The sequence below is a fragment of the Sunxiuqinia rutila genome, assembly GCF_050589705.1.
GTDB classification, from domain to species: domain Bacteria; phylum Bacteroidota; class Bacteroidia; order Bacteroidales; family Prolixibacteraceae; genus Sunxiuqinia; species Sunxiuqinia rutila.
Window position 1 is genome coordinate 210,614 of record NZ_JBNGOT010000002.1, and the last position, 17,270, is coordinate 227,883.

Consider the following 17,270-nt stretch of genomic DNA (forward strand, 5'->3'; position numbering starts at 1 on the left):
TCATTCAAATTTCGTAAATTGCGCCACTCAAATTCAGAAAGCTATGGGTCTATTTGGATCATTTACAAAATCAAAAAAGGAAAGCCTTGATCAGGGGCTTTCAAAAACAAAAGAAAGCGTATTCAAAAAGCTGGGACGTGCCATCATTGGTAAGTCCAAAGTGGATGATGAAGTACTTGATAATCTGGAAGAAGTGTTGATTTCTTCAGACGTTGGTGTGGACACGACACTGAAGATTATTGAACGCATTGAAGCCCGGGTTTCAAAAGATAAGTATTTTGGTGTTGATGAGCTCAATCAGTTACTGAAAGAAGAGATTGAAAAACTTCTTGACGAGAATAATACCAACGAAGAAGCCGATTTTGAACTTCCTGCAAGTAATGATCCTTATGTGATTATGGTAGTGGGAGTCAATGGTGTTGGAAAAACAACAACTATTGGCAAATTGGCCTATAATTTCAAAAAGGCCGGGAAAAAAGTGGTGCTTGGAGCAGCCGATACCTTTCGTGCGGCGGCTATCGATCAATTGCAAATTTGGGCTGAACGCGTGGATGTACCTTTGGTAAAGCAAAGCATGGGGTCTGATCCGGCATCGGTTGCTTATGATACACTGGCATCAGCAAAGGCAAACGGGGCTGATGTGGTTATTATTGACACAGCAGGCCGCTTGCACAATAAGATAAACCTGATGAATGAGCTTACAAAAATTAAAAATGTGATGCGTAAAATCGTTCCTGATTCGCCACATGAAGTACTGCTTATTCTGGATGGCTCAACCGGCCAAAATGCCTTTGAGCAAGCCAAACAATTCACTAAAGCCACCGAGGTAAGCGCATTGGCTCTGACCAAGCTGGATGGAACAGCCAAAGGAGGCGTGGTGATTGGAATTTCCGACCAGTTTAAAATTCCGGTGAAGTACATCGGTATTGGGGAGAAAGTGGAAGATTTACAGCTTTTCCGAAGAAAAGCTTTTGTGGAGTCACTATTCTCTTAAAACCACTTCCCGAAGCAATGAAAGCTATCCCGAACTGGTTTCGGGAGCTGTTTTTCCGTACAGAGAGCTAAGTCATATCCATCTTCAAAGTAAAATAAAAACCACTTCAGACTTTGTTTGTTGTAGTGGTCGAAGATTCTAACTTATAACCCTAAACACCTACGGAACGAATGCTGCGCTTAAGCGCACTTCAACGAGAGACTCTTTTGAGCTTCCGAATAATTTGTGGCAACGAATTTAAAGTTGCCAGGCACAGAAGAGCATGCTTAAAACTCGTAGCGTATTTTATGAGTTATTAATTAATTACAGACAATTTTTATTCGATGAAAAGAGGAAAAGTTAACATATCAACCCTGGGATGTTCCAAAAACTTAGTAGACTCCGAAATGCTGCTCAACCAGTTGGATTTGAATGGTTTTAAGGTTGTTCACGACAGTGAAGATGATGATGCCAACATTGTCATTTTAAATACCTGTGGTTTTATTAAAGATGCCAAAGAGGAGTCGATCAATTCGATTTTGAACTATGCTGAAGCCCGAAAAAACGGGAAGCTGGATAAGTTGCTGGTAATGGGCTGTTTGTCGGCCCGCTATAAAAGTGATCTTGAAAATGAAATTCCTGAGGTGGACAAGTTCTATGGTAAGTTCGACTACAAAGAAATTATTAAGGATCTGAATGCCAACTTCTTTGAGCAAAAAATGTATCGTCGGGTAAAAACCACACCAAATCATTTTTCATACCTGAAAATCAGTGAAGGTTGTAACCGACATTGTTCGTTTTGTGCAATCCCTCAGTTTACCGGAATTCATAAATCACGCAGCATTGAAAGCCTGGTTGAAGAGGCTGAAAACCTGGTCAATGAAGGAACAAAGGAGCTGTTGGTTATTGCTCAGGATTTGTCGTACTACGGGATTGATATGTATGGAGAAAGTAAGCTGGCCGAGCTGATTGACCGCTTGGCAGATATCAAAGGCCTGGAGTGGATTCGGTTGCATTACGCATATCCTTCAAAATTTCCGATGGATTTGTTGAAAGTCATTCGGGAGCGCGACAATGTGGCCAAATACCTGGATTTGCCTTTGCAGCACATCAGCAACCACATGCTGGGGCGTATGCGCCGCAAAATCACTAAAGAAGAAACCATTGCACTTCTGCAGAAGATTCGTGAAGAAGTTCCTGGAATTGCCATACGTACAACCTTTTTAGTTGGTCATCCGGGTGAAACCGAGGCGGATTATGAGGAGCTGAAAGCTTTTGTTGCCGAGCAAAAGTTTGATCGGATGGGCGTTTTCTCCTATTCGGATGAAGATGATACTTACGCCTTTAAAATGTACGAAGATGATGTGCCGGAAGAAACCAAGGAAGCTCGTGCTGCCGAATTGATGGAGATTCAACAGACGATTTCAGAGAAATTGAACACAGAAAAGGTTGGTAAAACCTTAAACGTATTGATTGATCGCGAAGAAGGCGACTACTTTATTGGAAGAACGGAATATGATTCGCCTGAAGTAGATGGTGAAGTATTGATTGAAAAGGATGACCGTATTGAGGTTGGTAATTTTTACCAGATTGCAATTTCCGATTCAACAGAATTTGATTTAATAGGCAGCTTGTCTTAAGGCTGCAACAATAATAAAGGCTAATAATGAAGCCGTATTTCAAGGATATTTTCTTTGAAATACGGCTTTGTTATTTTATCATTCTTCTGCAATGGGAAGGCTGACAGCTTGCATTTTTAAAACCTCAGTGGCAAATTGAATGCAGGCTTGCTCTACTTCTGGCTGTGCTTTTGAGAATGCCTCACAGCCAATAACATGCGCCTGGGCATTAAAAGCCTGTTTGCGTTTCAAGGCAGATGGAGTTCCCAGTTGTTCGTACATTTTGAGCATGGCATCTACACGTACAATTTCATCCTGGTGTTCTTCGTCCTGGTAATAATACCCCAGAAAAACAGGTTGGCTAATCCGCTGAAACAGTTTTTTATGCATGGTATTTTTTACCAATTGTTGCAAGTAAACCATTGCTTCCACCCGGTAGCTGCAGTTCCAGTGTTTACACTCTTCGTGGGCAGGATTATCGTTCACCACACGGTACTTGCCTCCGCTAGCCTTTCGCCCGATTTGAAGCCCCCAAGGACCTGCTAACAACCATGCCCCTGGGTTGTTAATTCGGATGTTGGGCGACAAAAGAATGAGGGCATCTACCATACCCGGAAATTCTGCAGCAAGTTTCAAGGATAAGGTACCTCCGGTAGACGTGCTCATGATAATCACTTTCTCCCCGAGCAAATGAGCTATTTGAAGTGCTTCCTTGGCTGATTCGTACAAGCGGTCCGGAGTCATGTCCTGAAGAGGTTCAGGCATATCCAAGCCATGGGAGGCAAGACGTGGCAGGTAAGCGTTGGCTTGAAAATGATGCGCAAAATTCAAATGCGTGGGCGTGCCTTCGTACCAAGAGGCTGAAAACCCATGCAAGTAGAGCAAGCAGTAGGGTGTTTTGGATTTCATGCTGTCGTTAGCCCAAACAATCCTTGCCTGGTTGTCCGGCTTTACCGGCTGCTTGGATTCCCGGTCCTGTATAAATGATTCAAGGTTGTTTATACTTACTTTTAAATCCTTTAATTCTGAAGAAAGTATCGGTTTCTCCGGACGTGGACCGATTAAATAGAGTAAGACCAGAATGGCAAGGAAGGCTAACAGAATTCGAAAGAAGATTGTCATGAGATGTATTTTTAGGTTGCTGTTAAGATACTGAAAATTGGAATATCGATCTATTTGTTGCAAGTTTAAAGTTTGTAAATCATCAGTTCAGTTAAATGACAGGAAAAAGTAGCCAATAAGCAATGTTCTGAAAATGTTTGTGCTATAATCAGGAAATGAGTGTCTTGCAGATTCTGCTTCTGAGGCCTGTAAAATTGAATCGTGAATGTGTATGCTATTTTGAACACCCGGAATTGCAATTAAGACACCTGCTTTCTGAGCTTCCTTGCTTTTCTTTGGAAGGCTTACTAAACTTTAAAATCAGATGGATTGTTAATCTACAATAACTATTTTTATAGAACCATAAAATCAACATATGGATAAATTCTCTGAAGTCGGCAATCAAGAAATTGCTGCTGTTGAAGAGCTTTACCAGGATTACCTGAATGATCCGGAAAGCGTTGAAGAAAGCTGGAGAAACTTTTTTAAAGGTTTCGAATTGGCTCGGGCAAATTATGCTACGGAAAAGATTGATTGGAATGAACCAATTAATAAAGAATTTGCAATTCTCAATCTCATTCATGGCTATCGGCAAAGAGGACATTTGTTCACGAAAACAAACCCGGTACGTTCGCGGAGAACCTATTCACCGACATTGGCCATTGAAAATTTTGGGCTGGAAGAAAGTGATCTGGATAAAGTTTTTGAAGCCGGAAAAAACATTGGTATTGGAGCGGCCAAGCTCAAAGATATAATTGCTCACCTTGAAGCTACCTATTGTAACTCCATAGGAGTTGAATATTTGTACGTGCGCGACCCGCAGGTATTGAGCTGGCTGCAGGAAAAGATGGAAAGTACAAAAAACTCACAGCCATTTACACCCGAAATGAAGAAGCATATTTTCTATCATTTGAAATTGGCAGTGGGCTTCGAAAGTTTTATTCATAAAAAATTTGTGGGCCAGAAACGCTTCTCGCTGGAAGGGGCCGAATCGCTGATCCCGGCTTTAGATGCCGTTATTGAACAAGGGGCAGAACTGGGCATTCGTGAATTTATCATTGGTATGGCTCATCGCGGACGGTTAAATATTCTGGCTAATATCATGAAAAAGCCGTATGAATATATCTTCAAAGAATTTTATGGCACCGAATACGAGGAAGACATTGCCTTGGGAGATGTGAAATACCACTTAGGTTATGAGAATGAAGTTATTTCGGACCAAGGGAAGAAGGTGAAACTGAGCCTAATGCCCAATCCATCGCACCTTGAAACGGTTGCTCCATTGGTAGAGGGAATGTCGCGTTCGCGCATCAATTCGCTTTATGATGGCGACTATGATAAAGTAGCTCCTATCATTATTCATGGTGATGCGGCTATTGCTGCGCAGGGAGTGGTGTATGAAGTGATTCAAATGTCGCAGCTTAAGGGATACAAGACAGGCGGAACCATTCACTTGGTGATTAACAACCAGGTGGGTTTTACCACCAATTACCTCGATGCACGTTCAAGTACCTATTGTACGGATGTGGCCAAAGTGACGCGTTCTCCCGTTTTTCATGTGAATGGCGATGACGTGGAGTCGCTGATTTACACGATTGAGCTAGCTATGGAATTCCGTCAAAAATTTAAAACGGATGTCTTTATCGATATTCTTTGTTACCGGAAATACGGACACAATGAGGGGGACGAACCCCGTTTTACCCAGCCTCAGTTATACAAAGCAATTTCGGAACATAAGAACCCACGAGATATTTATGCCGAAAAGCTAATTGCTCAGGGCATTATGACCGCTTCTGAAGTGAAAAATGACATCAAGGCTTTTGATGCATTGATGAATGCGAAATACAAAGATTCAGAAGAAATTGAAAAGCTTAAAATCAAACAGTTTTTGGTTGATGAGTACAAATCATACGAGAAACCTCAGAAAGTAGATTTTTTTGAAGTTGTGAAAACCGGCGTTCCAAAAGCCAAGCTGGTGGAGCTGGCCAAAAAAATCAACTCGGTGCCGGAAGGGATGAAGTTTTTCAATAAAATCAATCGGATACTGGCTGACCGCCGGCAAATGATTTTGGATGATCGCCTGGACTGGGGGATGGCCGAACTGCTGGCCTATGGAACCCTGGTTGACGAAGGACACCCGGTGCGTATCAGCGGGCAGGATTGTGAAAGAGGAACTTTTGCTCATCGTCATGCCGCTTTTGTTGTTGAAGACAAGGAAGATAAGTATTTTCCCCTAAAACATATCTCGCCAAAACAAGGGCCTTTTCACATCTATAATTCGCTGCTTTCAGAGTATGGAGTTATGGGGTTTGAATATGGTTACGCCATGGCTCAGCCTCAGGCATTAACGATCTGGGAAGCGCAGTTTGGTGATTTTAACAATGTTGCCCAGGTAATCATTGATCAATACATCACTTCAGCCAATGAAAAATGGGGCTTGATGAATAACCTGGTGCTTTTTCTACCGCATGGTTACGAGGGACAGGGGCCTGAACACTCCAGCGCGCGAATTGAACGTTTCCTTGCACAGGCAGCCAACAACAACATGCAGATTGTTGAGCCGACAACACCCGACAACTTTTTTCACATGCTGAGAAGGCATATGAACATGCCCACTCGTGTTCCCTTAATTGTTTTTACACCGAAGAGCTTGCTCAGACACCCAATGGTGACTTGTTCGCTGGAAGAACTGGCTCATGGGCATTTTCAAGAGGTAATCGATGACCAGTTAGCTGATCCAAAGAAGGTTAAACAGCTTGTTTTTACTTCCGGAAGACTGTATTATGATTTGGTCAAAAGGCGACGGGAGTCAAGTGCAGACACAACTGCGATTGTGCGGCTGGAGCAGGTTTATCCTATTCCAACGAATCAAATCCATGAGATTCTGAAAAAGTACAAGAAAGCAGAGCGTATTGTATGGGCACAGGACGAACCTGGCAATATGGGAGCATGGCCGTTTATTTCCCGCAACCTGAAAGATATTCCTTTTGAGGTGATTTCGCGTTCGGAAAGCGGTAGCCCGGCTGGTGGGCTCATGAAACAGCACAACAATCGATTAAATAAGATCCTGGAACAAGTATTTAATGCTGAAGAATTAGCAAAAGCATAAGAAAAAAATCATGATCATTGAAATAAAAGTACCAACACCCGGAGAGTCAATAACAGAAGTCGAGCTTGGAAGATGGCTGGTAGAAGACGGTGCTGTTGTTGATAAAGATGACGAAATTGCCGAGATTGAATCGGATAAAGCAACCTTGACCTTGGTGGCCGATGAAGGCGGAAAAGTGAAATTTAACGCACAGGAAGGCGATACCATTGAAGTTGGCGCCATTGCCTGCACCATTGATACCTCATTTCAAGGGGAGGCATCGGAAGAAAAGCAGCCAGCGGAAAAAGCAACGAAAGCAGTTGCCGGAGAACAGCAGAAAGAGGCTGCACCCCCTGCGAAGTCCCCGGATAAAAAGGGTTCTGAAGAAGGGGAGAAGCCATCACAAGCCGCTGGCACCACTGATCAATCGCATGTGAAAATCACTTCTGTGGCCAAAAAAATGATGGAAGAAAATAACCTGTCGGTGGATGATATTTTGCAAGGCTTAAAACGAATTTCAAAAAAGGAGGTTGAAGCGGTTATTGACTTGCCTAGGGCGCAAACAGCAGTTACTCCTTCGCAGACGGCCTTCTCGCGCGAGGAAAAGCGGGAGCGTATGAGTTCGCTACGCCGTAAGTTGAGTCAGCGCCTGGTGGCTGTAAAGAATGAAACAGCCATGCTAACTACCTTCAACGAGATTGATATGAGCCGGGTGATGGAGCTGCGCAAAAATCATCAGGCGCGTTTTATCGAAAAGCACGACTTCAAGCTTGGCTTTATGGGATTCTTTACAAAAGCGGCAGCTGTGGCCATGAACTTTCATCCGGCAATCAACTCCATGCTGGATGGAGAGGAGATTATTCAGCCTGAGTTTGTGGACGTGGGCATTGCTGTGCAAACCCCCAAGGGATTGATGGTTCCTATTATTCGAAATACTGAAAGTAAGTCGGTTCCTCAGATTGAGAAAGACCTGAAAGATTTGGCAGAAAAGGCTCGGAATAAGAAAATTTCGGTGGAAGAATTAACCGGCGGTACCTTTACCATTACCAATGGAGGTACTTTTGGCTCTTTATTGTCCACGCCAATTATTAATCCTCCACAGTCGGCTATCCTAGGCATGCACAACATTGTTGACCGCCCGGTGGCCATCAATGGCAAGGTGGAAATTCGCCCGATGATGTATGTGGCCTTATCCTACGATCACCGGATAATTGATGGAAAAGACTCTGTTGGATTCCTGGTGAAAGTAAAAGAACTGATTGAAAATCCGGAGCGTTTATTGAATCAGGGGATCAACCCCGAAGAATTGTTGCTGGACTTATAAACGTCAGCTTAGATAAAAATTTGAAAGACTGTCTCTGTATCAGAGATGGTCTTTTGCATGAATAAAGAATTATAGACGATAATGTTAGGTCTGATAATTGGAGATATGGCCGGAGTAGAGGCCCAAATTAGCCGTGATGAGGTCAATGACAAGCGAATGCTCTTACATGCTCACTCCTGGTCTTTTTCGGCAGTACTGGCAATGGCTTGTGCTAATTGGCTTGTTTTTTCAGGAGAAAAAGGAATTATTTGCTCAGAGCGACTGGCCGCTATGGCTAAAGAGAGGGCGACTGCCCATCATGGAGTAAAATATTCTAAAGCACTTAAGGAAACTTTCTTTGCCGAAAGAAAGACGCTGACACCTTCAGCAAAAAACCTTCCGGAAGTTTGCATTGGGCTAACACCCATTGGGGCTTTTTTGACAAGCTCAGAAGAAATAAAAGAATTGACATACAGTGCTTCTCAAGTGTTTTCTGTCCATATAGAAACAGAGAAATTTTCAAGGGCAAGTTCACTCTTGGTCTCTTTGCTTATGCACTGCGAAAGGAAGGAAATGGCTTTGAATCGTTTTTTTGAAGCATTTGAGGTCAAAATTAATCGAAAGGCATTCGATAGATTAAAGAGGGAAGCAGGGAATCCAGAGAACCCTGAAGACATTTTTTGGCGGGCACTGGCTGCCTTTACCGAAACGAATAGTTTTGAAGATGCAATAAGAAGAGGGGGTCAGCTAAATGTTGGAAATAGCAATGTTTCAGCCCTTACAGGAGCTTTTGCTGAGGCTTTTTATAAAAATATTTCGTATGATTTAATAACGAAAGCCCTAACGAAATTGCCTGTAAATGATCAGAAAACCATCAGGCAGTACTATGCTGTAATCGCGAATCGGTCTCAAGTCCTCTCAGCTCGAATTCATAACATCTTTGACGAGCTATAGTTTGATGCCTTGTTAGTATAGAAAGGCTTTGAGTTAAAAGGGCGGATTGTCTTTCTGGAATACATTATTGTGCCTCCGGATTTGATGCAATTTCAGTTTTTGAGCGGATAGCGTTTAGGTATCCTTGTAAGTTCCATTCCTTTTTTCAGCTTTATTTCCTTACTTTCGGCTTACGAATACAAAAGATTTAAAATGAAAATAGTTGTTTTAGATGGGTTTACCTTAAATCCTGGCGATTTGAGTTGGGATGCTTTAAAAGCCATTGGGCAGTGCGACATATATGACAACACCCCGAACGAATTACGCATTGAGCGGATTGGAAATGCTGAAATTGTTTTCACCAATAAAGTGGTACTTGATGCAGCGCTTTTCAGTGCCTGTCCTTCGATAAAGTATGTGGGTGTTTTAGCTACGGGCTATAATGTGGTTGATTTAGATGCCGCCAGTAAAGCGGGGATTGTGGTGACTAACATACCGGCTTATAGCACGGAATCTGTGGCGCAAATGGTGTTTGCTCACCTGTTTCATATTGCCAACCAGGTACACCTGCATGCGCAGGCAGTAAGCCAGGGAGATTGGGTGAATTCTAAGAATTTTTCTTTTTGTGTTTCTCCACAGGTTGAGTTGAGCGGAAAAACACTTGGCATAGTCGGATTTGGCCAAATAGGCCGAAAAGTGGCCGCTATTGGAGCTGCCTTAGGAATGACCATCTTATTCCAGAACAGGTCGGTAAAAACCGATATCCCCGAAGAATTTACCCAATGCCAGCTGGACGAACTGTTGACCCAATCAGATGTTGTAAGCCTCAATTGTCCGTTAACGGCAACTAACGCAGGGTTCATCAATAAAAGCAAGCTGGACTTAATGAAACCTGGCTCAATCTTAATCAATACCGGGCGCGGTCCATTAATTAACGAGCAGGATTTGGCAGATGCACTGAATAGTGGGCATCTGGCTGCAGCTGGGCTGGATGTATTATCAACCGAACCACCTGAAGCTGACAACCCACTGTTAACGGCCAAAAACTGTTACATTACTCCCCATATTGCCTGGGCTACAAAGGAAGCACGCCAGCGCTTAATGAGCATTGCGGTAGGTAACCTAAAAGCTTTCCTGAATAGAAAAAAGCTTAATGTAATTAACTAGCAGAAATGGTCGAAAAATGGAACTTGGAGTATCTATTCGTATAAGTCTTCGCTTGAATTAAAGTCATTAAAATCTATCTCATCATCAAATTCATCATAAATAGACAGGCGGCGTTTTGAACCTCGATCTTTTTTGGTACCCTTTGGTGATTTGCTCCCAGAATCAACATCTTCAAAGTCAAAGTGCTTTTGCATTTTTTTGGAGCTTTTCTTTGATTTCATTTTTGTTTTAATAATCTTTAAATTAATAACTTACATCTAAACAATACCCGGAGGTATTGTATTTGTAAACTAGAAAATTTTTTTTCTAATTTCCAAATCAGATTAGATGTTTTTTTAGTTAGTCGTTACGAGATAACGTTCTGATTGGTTATCAGGTACTGCTTTTTTTCGACCAGTAAATCCTTCAAAAGTTACTCCCAACAAGTTTCACCTTTCGCTTGTTACCTATTTTGTAACCTATAAAATGATAAATAATGAGTTTTACACTTGAAATAGGCGCCCAGGCTAAAGATTTTCGACTTCCTGCTACGGATGGCAAAGCGTACTCGTTGAACGATTTTGAGTCGGCCCGGTTTTTGGTCATATTTTTTACCTGTAATCATTGCCCGTATGTTGTAGGCAGCGATGAGATTACACGCAGTACAGCTGAAAAATACAAAGCCGAAGGGGTTCAGTTTGTCGCTATTAATTCGAACAGCGCGAATACCTACCAGGAAGATGATTTTGACCATATGGTGGAGCGTATGCAGAATCATCGTTTTCCTTGGGTGTATTTACGTGATGAAAGTCAGGAGATTGCCCGAAAATATGGTGCTCTGAGAACGCCTCACTTTTATGTCTTTGATCAAAGCCGGCACTTGGTTTATACGGGCAGGGGCGTGGACTCTCCCCGGGATGCTTCACGCATTACTGAAAACGACTTGGACCGAACGCTTCATGAGCTTGTTTCCGGAAAGAAAGTTTCTGTACCTGTTACCAATCCAATTGGTTGCAATGTGAAGTGGGAAGGCAAAGACAGACACTGGATGCCACCCGAAGCCTGCGACTTGGTCTTTTAAGCCAGAACTGATCGGTAATTTCGATGGGAAATACTGCCACAGATTGCTTATGATATTGTATTTTTGGGTTTATATTCAAAGCAGCCAAAACAATTTATGTTATCAACTAGCGTTAGAGTTTAAACCAAACATTTATTATATCATGAAAAAACTTGCAATCATTTTATTATTGACTTCTTTTTTACTTCCGGCAACAGCGCAACTACCTTTGGAGTTGGGATTAAAAGGGGGATTCACCAGCTCGAAATTGACAACTGATCTTAGTCAATACAACGAAGAAAGTATCAGTAAATTCCATGCGGGAGCTTTTGCTCGCGTAAATATTGGTCGTATTTATGTTCAGCCTGAAGCATATTTTAACTCCAAGGGTGGCGACTTGAAAGATGATGGTGTCGTTAATTCATTCGACTTGAAAACCGTTGATGTTCCGGTACTGCTCGGACTTAATCTGATAAAAAAAGGGCCAGTGGCTTTACGAGCCAATGCCGGACCGGTCTTTTCATTTGTGACCAAGAAGGAGCTGAATAGTGTCGATTTTGATAAAGATCAATTGGAGGATAATTTCCTGGCTTGGCAATATGGACTTGGAATCGATTTTATGATGTTTACGCTAGATGCCCGAATGGAAAATGGTTCAGGAGATTTGTATTCAGGGCCAAACCTGGAAAGCAAGAGCAAAAGTTTTATTATTAGCCTTGGCTTTAAAATTTTATAGTCTGGCTTGTTGAATTACAGAATAATTCGATTGATTTGTGATTAAGCTAATTTTAGAGTTGTTAATAATCATAAAATACCAACTTAAAGGTTTTTGATTGAGTCAATTCTTTCTATTTTTGTTACAGCAAATTATCGAATGAAAACATTTATTCTTTCTATATTATTTTTGATTTCAGGATTTATTGTATCAGCCCAATCCGATTCGGTCCGGGTAAGTACAATAAATCCTGAATATGACTTTTTGTATAAAGAGTTATTCAACTTTTCACCCAACTCCACTTTTGGAAGCCTCGAACTGGAGATCGCTGCCGGCTTACAATCTAATTTGAACTTCAAACCCAATCTTGTTTTCAATCTTGATCCTTTCTCAAGTATGAAAACACTAAGTCTCTCCAATGGAATGCCTTTTCTTCATCCCTTTGTTAATCAGCTCGAAATAACTAACCAGAAACAATATCAGTTGAACGATAAACTAAGTTTAGGCGGGAGTAGCTTTGTTGGGAATTCTGTTTTTAATCCTCTTCCTGCGAATCCATCACTGAAAGACATGAGCATCTACGGAGCATCGATGTTTTTGGAATATAAAGTGTCCAAGAAATTCAAAATTGGTGGCGGTTTTAGCATTACCAATCAAAATCAGCCAGGCATCTGGTAATTTCATTCGGGTTTTCAACCCCGTTTCGTAGCGTTTAAACGCTATCAACCTTTCGTTTTCCACCCTTATTTTCTTCCGTTTCTATCAATTCCAGCCTAGTCTCATTTCTTCGAACATGAAGGGCGAAATTTTTTGTGTTCTTCAATTCGAATACCTCTCTTTTCGTGCTAACTGGATTTTTTGTGCAAAATTTTTCTGCTTTTTGGTTGACGATTTTGGCGCGTTTACCCCTCAAAAAAGGTTGTTTGTCGAAAGTGCCCCAAGTAGCGGACCAAAAGGTGTAATTTTCTAAAAAGTTGCTCGTCTATTAAGTAAACAATTAGAAAACAATGGGATTGTAGCAAATCTCAATTCAGAACAGAAACAATTTAAACGCTTAAATCCAAAGTCATGAAAAACAGAATTATTACCGGAATCAGCCTTTTTGTATTTTGCCTGGTCGCACTTGCCTCTCAGGCAGCGGACACAAATCGTTCTTTCAACGATTACGACATTGTACCTGTAGCCAATGATGAATTGTCAGCCTCAGCTGATAAGGCCTGGGTACTATCCTACGATCATGATGAAACCCCAATCATCATTACACTGCATGAAAATAAACGCTCAAAAAATTATGTGGTACGTGGAGAGCATTTCGAAGTTTCTTATGTGTGTTGCAAGAAAGGATTTGGAGCAACACGGGTAAAAGCGCAGTACAGCGAAATTCCGGAGGAACTCGTAAGCAGCGTGCTTAATGAAAAAGAGTTGGATCGGCAACGAATTCTGACTCCTAATCAAGTGACCGATGATCAAGCTCTTGGCTTAATTGCTTCTTATTTGCCAAGCTTGATTAATCCGAGCTATCAACATCTTCTGAACTAGTTTTTTAATAAAAACAGCATCAATTCGAAAGCTGCTTCCCCCCAGGAGCAGCTTTTTCTTTTAAATACAGCCGCAAACAAAGCCATCGGCCAGTCCTTCCGTTAAGGCTTGCACTGCTTCCTTTTCTTGCTCAGAGCCTTTGCACGAAGGGCACACCGGAAGGTTTAATTCCTTGTTGGTTGTTGATGTTTGGGGGTCAACTGTTTGTTGACACACAAAACAGCGTGATGCAAAATCATTCATTTCTTTTCTTGTATTTTAGACTACAAAACTACTAAATTGCACGATTTATAAGGCGAAATCCTGTTGTATTGGCAGTTTATCGAACATGCTATGTTATTATGGCGTGTTTTCGTCAAAATAGGCGAGTGGCACGATTATTATTGAAAAAAAACAAGACACAAATATATAAACTAGTACAGATTGACTACTTTTGTGTCCGTTCACATTAAAATATAAGAAATTTTAGATAATGGCATTTGTAAATAAAATTTTAGGCAAATTTTTGGGCAACAAATCAGATCGCGATATTCGTGAGATCACCCCAATCGTTGAACAAATCAAAATTGAATACGAACGTATTTCAAAACTTTCCATAGATGAGTTAAGAGCTGAATCCAAACGATTAAAGCAGGTAATTCAGGATCGCATACAGGCTGATCTGGATGAAATTGCAACTTTGAAAGCTAAGGTTGAAGAAGTTGACATCCAGGAAAGTGAAAAAATATACCAACAAGTTGATAAAATAGAGGAACAAATTAATGAAAAGATTGAAGCTGTTCTGAATGAAATATTACCGGCTGCATTTGCTGTTGTGAAAGATACCGCACGCCGTTTTGCTGAAAATGAATCCTTGGTGGTGACAGCAACGGACTTTGACCGGGAGCTTGCAGCAGGAAGAGATAGCATTGAAATAGACGGTGAGCAAGCTGTTTGGTATAACAAATGGGCTGCCGGAGGATCTGAGGTAACCTGGGACATGATTCACTACGACGTGCAATTGATTGGTGGAGTTGTGCTTCACCAGGGAAAAATTGCAGAGATGGCGACTGGTGAAGGTAAAACGCTTGTGGCAACATTGCCTGTTTTCCTGAACGCGCTGGCTGGTCGTGGGGTACATGTTGTAACCGTGAACGATTACCTGTCAAAACGTGACTCCGAATGGATGGGGCCAATTTTTGAATTCCATGGTCTGAGCGTTGACTGCATCGATAAGCACCGGCCCAACTCGGATGCCCGTCGTAAAGCCTACAATTCGGATGTTACCTATGGAACCAACAATGAGTTTGGTTTTGATTACTTGCGTGACAACATGGCCATTAACCCACAAGACCTGGTGCAGCGCAAGCACCATTATGCCATTGTCGATGAGGTTGACTCGGTATTGATTGATGATGCCCGTACGCCGTTGATTATTTCTGGGCCTGTACCTAAGGGAGATAATCAAAAATTTGACGAACTGAAACCCAAAGTGGAGAAATTGGTTTCGGCACAAAAGAATTTTGTTTCGCAATGTTTAACGGATGCCAAACGCCTGCTAACCAAAGATAATCCAACCAAAGAAGAGCGGGAAGAAGGGGCATTGCAGTTGCTTCGAGCGCACAAAGGGCTTCCCAAAACCAAAGCCATTATTAAATTCCTGAGTGAAGAGGGAATTAAAGCAGCGATGCAAAAGACGGAAAATTACTATATGCAGGATAACAGCAAAAACATGCATATTGTAACGGATCCGCTTTACTTTATCATCGAAGAAAAACAAAACTCAGTTGAGCTTACCGATAAAGGAATTGACCTGATTTCGGCCGATGTGGATGATCCGGAATTCTTTGTACTGCCCGATATGGGCGGCATGATTGCTGAAATTGAGAATGACAGCCAGTTATCTCACGAAGAGCAATTGGAAAAGAAGGATGATTTATTGCAAAACTATGCCGTAAAATCAGAACGGGTACACACCATTAACCAGTTGTTGAAAGCTTACGCCATGTTTGAAAAAGACGTGGAATACGTGGTAATCGACAATAAAGTTAAAATTGTAGATGAGCAAACCGGCCGTATTATGGAAGGCCGTCGTTATTCGGATGGTTTGCACCAGGCGATTGAAGCGAAAGAACGTGTGAAGGTTGAAGCAGCCACCCAAACATTTGCAACAGTCACTTTGCAGAATTATTTCAGGATGTACCATAAATTGAGTGGTATGACTGGTACTGCGGAGACCGAAGCTGGCGAATTATGGGACATCTACGAATTGGAGGTTGTAGTTATTCCTACCAACCGTCCGATTATTCGGGATGACCGGGAAGATTTGGTTTATAAGACAAAACGCGAAAAATACAATGCCGTTATTCTGGAAATCGTTGAACTGAATAAAGCCGGACGCCCTGTCTTGGTGGGAACGACTTCGGTTGAAATTTCAGAATTGCTGAGCCGGATGTTGAAAATACGAGGCATTAAGCATAACGTACTGAATGCGAAAATGCATGCTCGTGAAGCAGATATTGTTGCTGACGCCGGTGTTGCTGGAATGGTGACGATCGCTACAAACATGGCGGGTCGTGGTACCGATATTAAACTGACAAAAGAAGTTAAAGAGCGTGGTGGTTTGGCTATTATTGGTACCGAGCGCCATGATTCGCGTCGCGTTGACCGCCAGCTTCGTGGACGTTCCGGACGTCAGGGAGACCCAGGTAGTTCTCAGTTCTTTGTTTCGTTGGAAGACGATTTGATGCGTTTGTTCAACTCAGACCGGATTACCGGAATTATGGACCGTTTGGGCTTGGATGAAGGAGAAGTGATTCAGCACTCGATGATTACCAAATCAATTGAGCGTGCCCAACGAAAGGTTGAAGAAAACAACTTCGGTATTCGTAAGCGTTTGCTTGAATACGATGATGTAATGAACTCGCAACGTGAAGTCATCTATAAAAAACGTCACCATGCCTTGTTTGGTGAGCGACTTGAAGTTGACTTGTTGAACATGATGTATGATTCACTGGAAAATCTGGTGAACGAATACTATGGCAGTGATCAGTTTGAAGACTTCAACTTGGAATTGGTTCGTTTAGTTTCTATTGAATCTCCGGTTTCTGAAGAGGATTTTGGGAAATTGAAGCCGGAAGAAATTATTGACAAAATCTACCAGGTCATGATCAACACCTTTACCCGGAAAGTTGAAACCATTTCAAAGCAAGCTTACCCGGTTATTAAGGATGTTTACGAGCGTAAATCTCATATTTACCAAAATATTGTTGTTCCAATTTCTGATGGGAAACGAATTTTCCAAATTATTACCAACCTGGAGAAAGCGTATAATAACCACGGAAAAGAATTGGTGAAGTCATACCAAAAGCAAGTGGTTCTTTCTACCATTGATGAAGCATGGAAAGAGCAATTACGCGAGATGGATGACTTGAAACAATCGGTTCAGAATGCGACCTACGAGCAGAAAGATCCTTTGCTGATTTATAAGTTTGAATCGTTCAACCTCTTTAAGGTGATGGTACAAAAGGTGAATAAAGATGTTGTATCAACCTTAATGAAGGGGCATATCCCAATTTCTGATCCGAATGAAGTACGCGAAGCAGAAGACCGGAAACGGACGGATATGAGTAAATACTCAACTCAAAAGTCTGACATGCCGGAAGGTGGTTCGCGAAGTGCAGGACAGGACACAAGAGAGAAGCCCCGGGTTCAACCGGTAAGGGTGGAGAAAAGAGTAGGACGTAATGAGCCTTGCCCTTGCGGTAGCGGAAAAAAATACAAAAGCTGTCACGGCAAAAACGCCGAATAAAAA

At 41.9% G+C, this 17,270-nt stretch carries 14 protein-coding genes; 11 read left to right on the forward strand and 3 right to left on the reverse strand.

Going from position 1 to position 17,270, the window contains the following annotated elements; translation table 11 throughout:
- Window positions 1-43 precede the first annotated feature (43 nt).
- Window positions 44-994, forward strand: a complete 951-nt coding sequence (ftsY, locus tag ACRD6K_RS02775) for a signal recognition particle-docking protein FtsY (protein WP_299577726.1) — start codon at window positions 44-46, stop codon at window positions 992-994.
- 323 nt (window positions 995-1,317) lie between these two features.
- Window positions 1,318-2,613, forward strand: coding sequence for a 30S ribosomal protein S12 methylthiotransferase RimO (gene rimO / locus ACRD6K_RS02780; RefSeq protein WP_430971977.1), 1,296 nt, complete (start codon window positions 1,318-1,320; stop codon window positions 2,611-2,613).
- Window positions 2,614-2,691: 78 nt separating this feature from the next.
- Here the strand turns inward: rimO and ACRD6K_RS02785 are convergent, their stop codons facing one another.
- On the reverse strand, window positions 2,692-3,714 hold the full coding sequence (locus ACRD6K_RS02785) for an alpha/beta hydrolase (protein WP_430971978.1): 1,023 nt from the start codon (window positions 3,712-3,714) through the stop codon (window positions 2,692-2,694).
- A gap of 355 nt (window positions 3,715-4,069) precedes the next feature.
- Here ACRD6K_RS02785 and ACRD6K_RS02790 point away from each other — a divergent pair, with 355 nt between their 5' ends.
- The 4 genes from ACRD6K_RS02790 to ACRD6K_RS02805 all read left to right on the forward strand — a co-directional run bounded on the left by ACRD6K_RS02790 (window position 4,070) and on the right by ACRD6K_RS02805 (window position 10,184).
- Window positions 4,070-6,802: a 2-oxoglutarate dehydrogenase E1 component gene (locus tag ACRD6K_RS02790; protein WP_430971979.1), complete on the forward strand. Its 2,733-nt coding sequence runs from the start codon at window positions 4,070-4,072 to the stop codon at window positions 6,800-6,802.
- A gap of 10 nt (window positions 6,803-6,812) precedes the next feature.
- A complete protein-coding gene (odhB, locus tag ACRD6K_RS02795; RefSeq protein WP_430971980.1) occupies window positions 6,813-8,105 on the forward strand; it encodes a 2-oxoglutarate dehydrogenase complex dihydrolipoyllysine-residue succinyltransferase in 1,293 nt (430 codons plus the stop codon).
- 105 nt (window positions 8,106-8,210) lie between these two features.
- Window positions 8,211-9,038, forward strand: a complete 828-nt coding sequence (locus ACRD6K_RS02800) for a hypothetical protein (protein WP_430971981.1) — start codon at window positions 8,211-8,213, stop codon at window positions 9,036-9,038.
- Between the two features lie 192 nt (window positions 9,039-9,230).
- Entirely contained in the window at window positions 9,231-10,184 is a 954-nt protein-coding gene (locus ACRD6K_RS02805; RefSeq protein WP_430971982.1) for a D-2-hydroxyacid dehydrogenase, read from the forward strand.
- A 32-nt stretch (window positions 10,185-10,216) separates the two neighbouring features.
- Here the strand turns inward: ACRD6K_RS02805 and ACRD6K_RS02810 are convergent, their stop codons facing one another.
- Window positions 10,217-10,405 (reverse strand): hypothetical protein, encoded by a 189-nt coding sequence (locus ACRD6K_RS02810; RefSeq protein ID WP_299577733.1) that lies wholly within the window; start codon window positions 10,403-10,405, stop codon window positions 10,217-10,219.
- A 254-nt stretch (window positions 10,406-10,659) separates the two neighbouring features.
- Here ACRD6K_RS02810 and ACRD6K_RS02815 point away from each other — a divergent pair, with 254 nt between their 5' ends.
- The 4 genes from ACRD6K_RS02815 to ACRD6K_RS02830 all read left to right on the forward strand — a co-directional run bounded on the left by ACRD6K_RS02815 (window position 10,660) and on the right by ACRD6K_RS02830 (window position 13,477).
- The gene (locus ACRD6K_RS02815; RefSeq protein ID WP_430971983.1) at window positions 10,660-11,244 is read left to right on the forward strand and encodes a thioredoxin family protein; all 585 of its coding nucleotides are present in this window, start codon (window positions 10,660-10,662) and stop codon (window positions 11,242-11,244) included.
- 142 nt (window positions 11,245-11,386) lie between these two features.
- A complete protein-coding gene (locus tag ACRD6K_RS02820; RefSeq protein ID WP_430971984.1) occupies window positions 11,387-11,959 on the forward strand; it encodes a porin family protein in 573 nt (190 codons plus the stop codon).
- Between the two features lie 138 nt (window positions 11,960-12,097).
- Complete coding sequence (locus ACRD6K_RS02825) at window positions 12,098-12,616, forward strand: hypothetical protein (RefSeq protein ID WP_430971985.1); 519 nt, start codon at window positions 12,098-12,100, stop codon at window positions 12,614-12,616.
- A gap of 390 nt (window positions 12,617-13,006) precedes the next feature.
- Window positions 13,007-13,477 carry a hypothetical protein gene (locus ACRD6K_RS02830; protein ID WP_299577737.1) on the forward strand — a complete coding sequence of 157 codons (471 nt, stop codon included), beginning with the start codon at window positions 13,007-13,009 and terminating at the stop codon, window positions 13,475-13,477.
- A gap of 60 nt (window positions 13,478-13,537) precedes the next feature.
- Here ACRD6K_RS02830 and ACRD6K_RS02835 read toward each other — a convergent pair whose 3' ends face one another.
- Window positions 13,538-13,720, reverse strand: coding sequence for a hypothetical protein (locus tag ACRD6K_RS02835; RefSeq protein WP_430971986.1), 183 nt, complete (start codon window positions 13,718-13,720; stop codon window positions 13,538-13,540).
- A gap of 229 nt (window positions 13,721-13,949) precedes the next feature.
- On the opposite strand from ACRD6K_RS02835, the gene secA reads away from it, so the two are divergent.
- Window positions 13,950-17,267 (forward strand): preprotein translocase subunit SecA, encoded by a 3,318-nt coding sequence (secA, locus tag ACRD6K_RS02840; protein WP_299577739.1) that lies wholly within the window; start codon window positions 13,950-13,952, stop codon window positions 17,265-17,267.
- Window positions 17,268-17,270 lie beyond the last annotated feature (3 nt).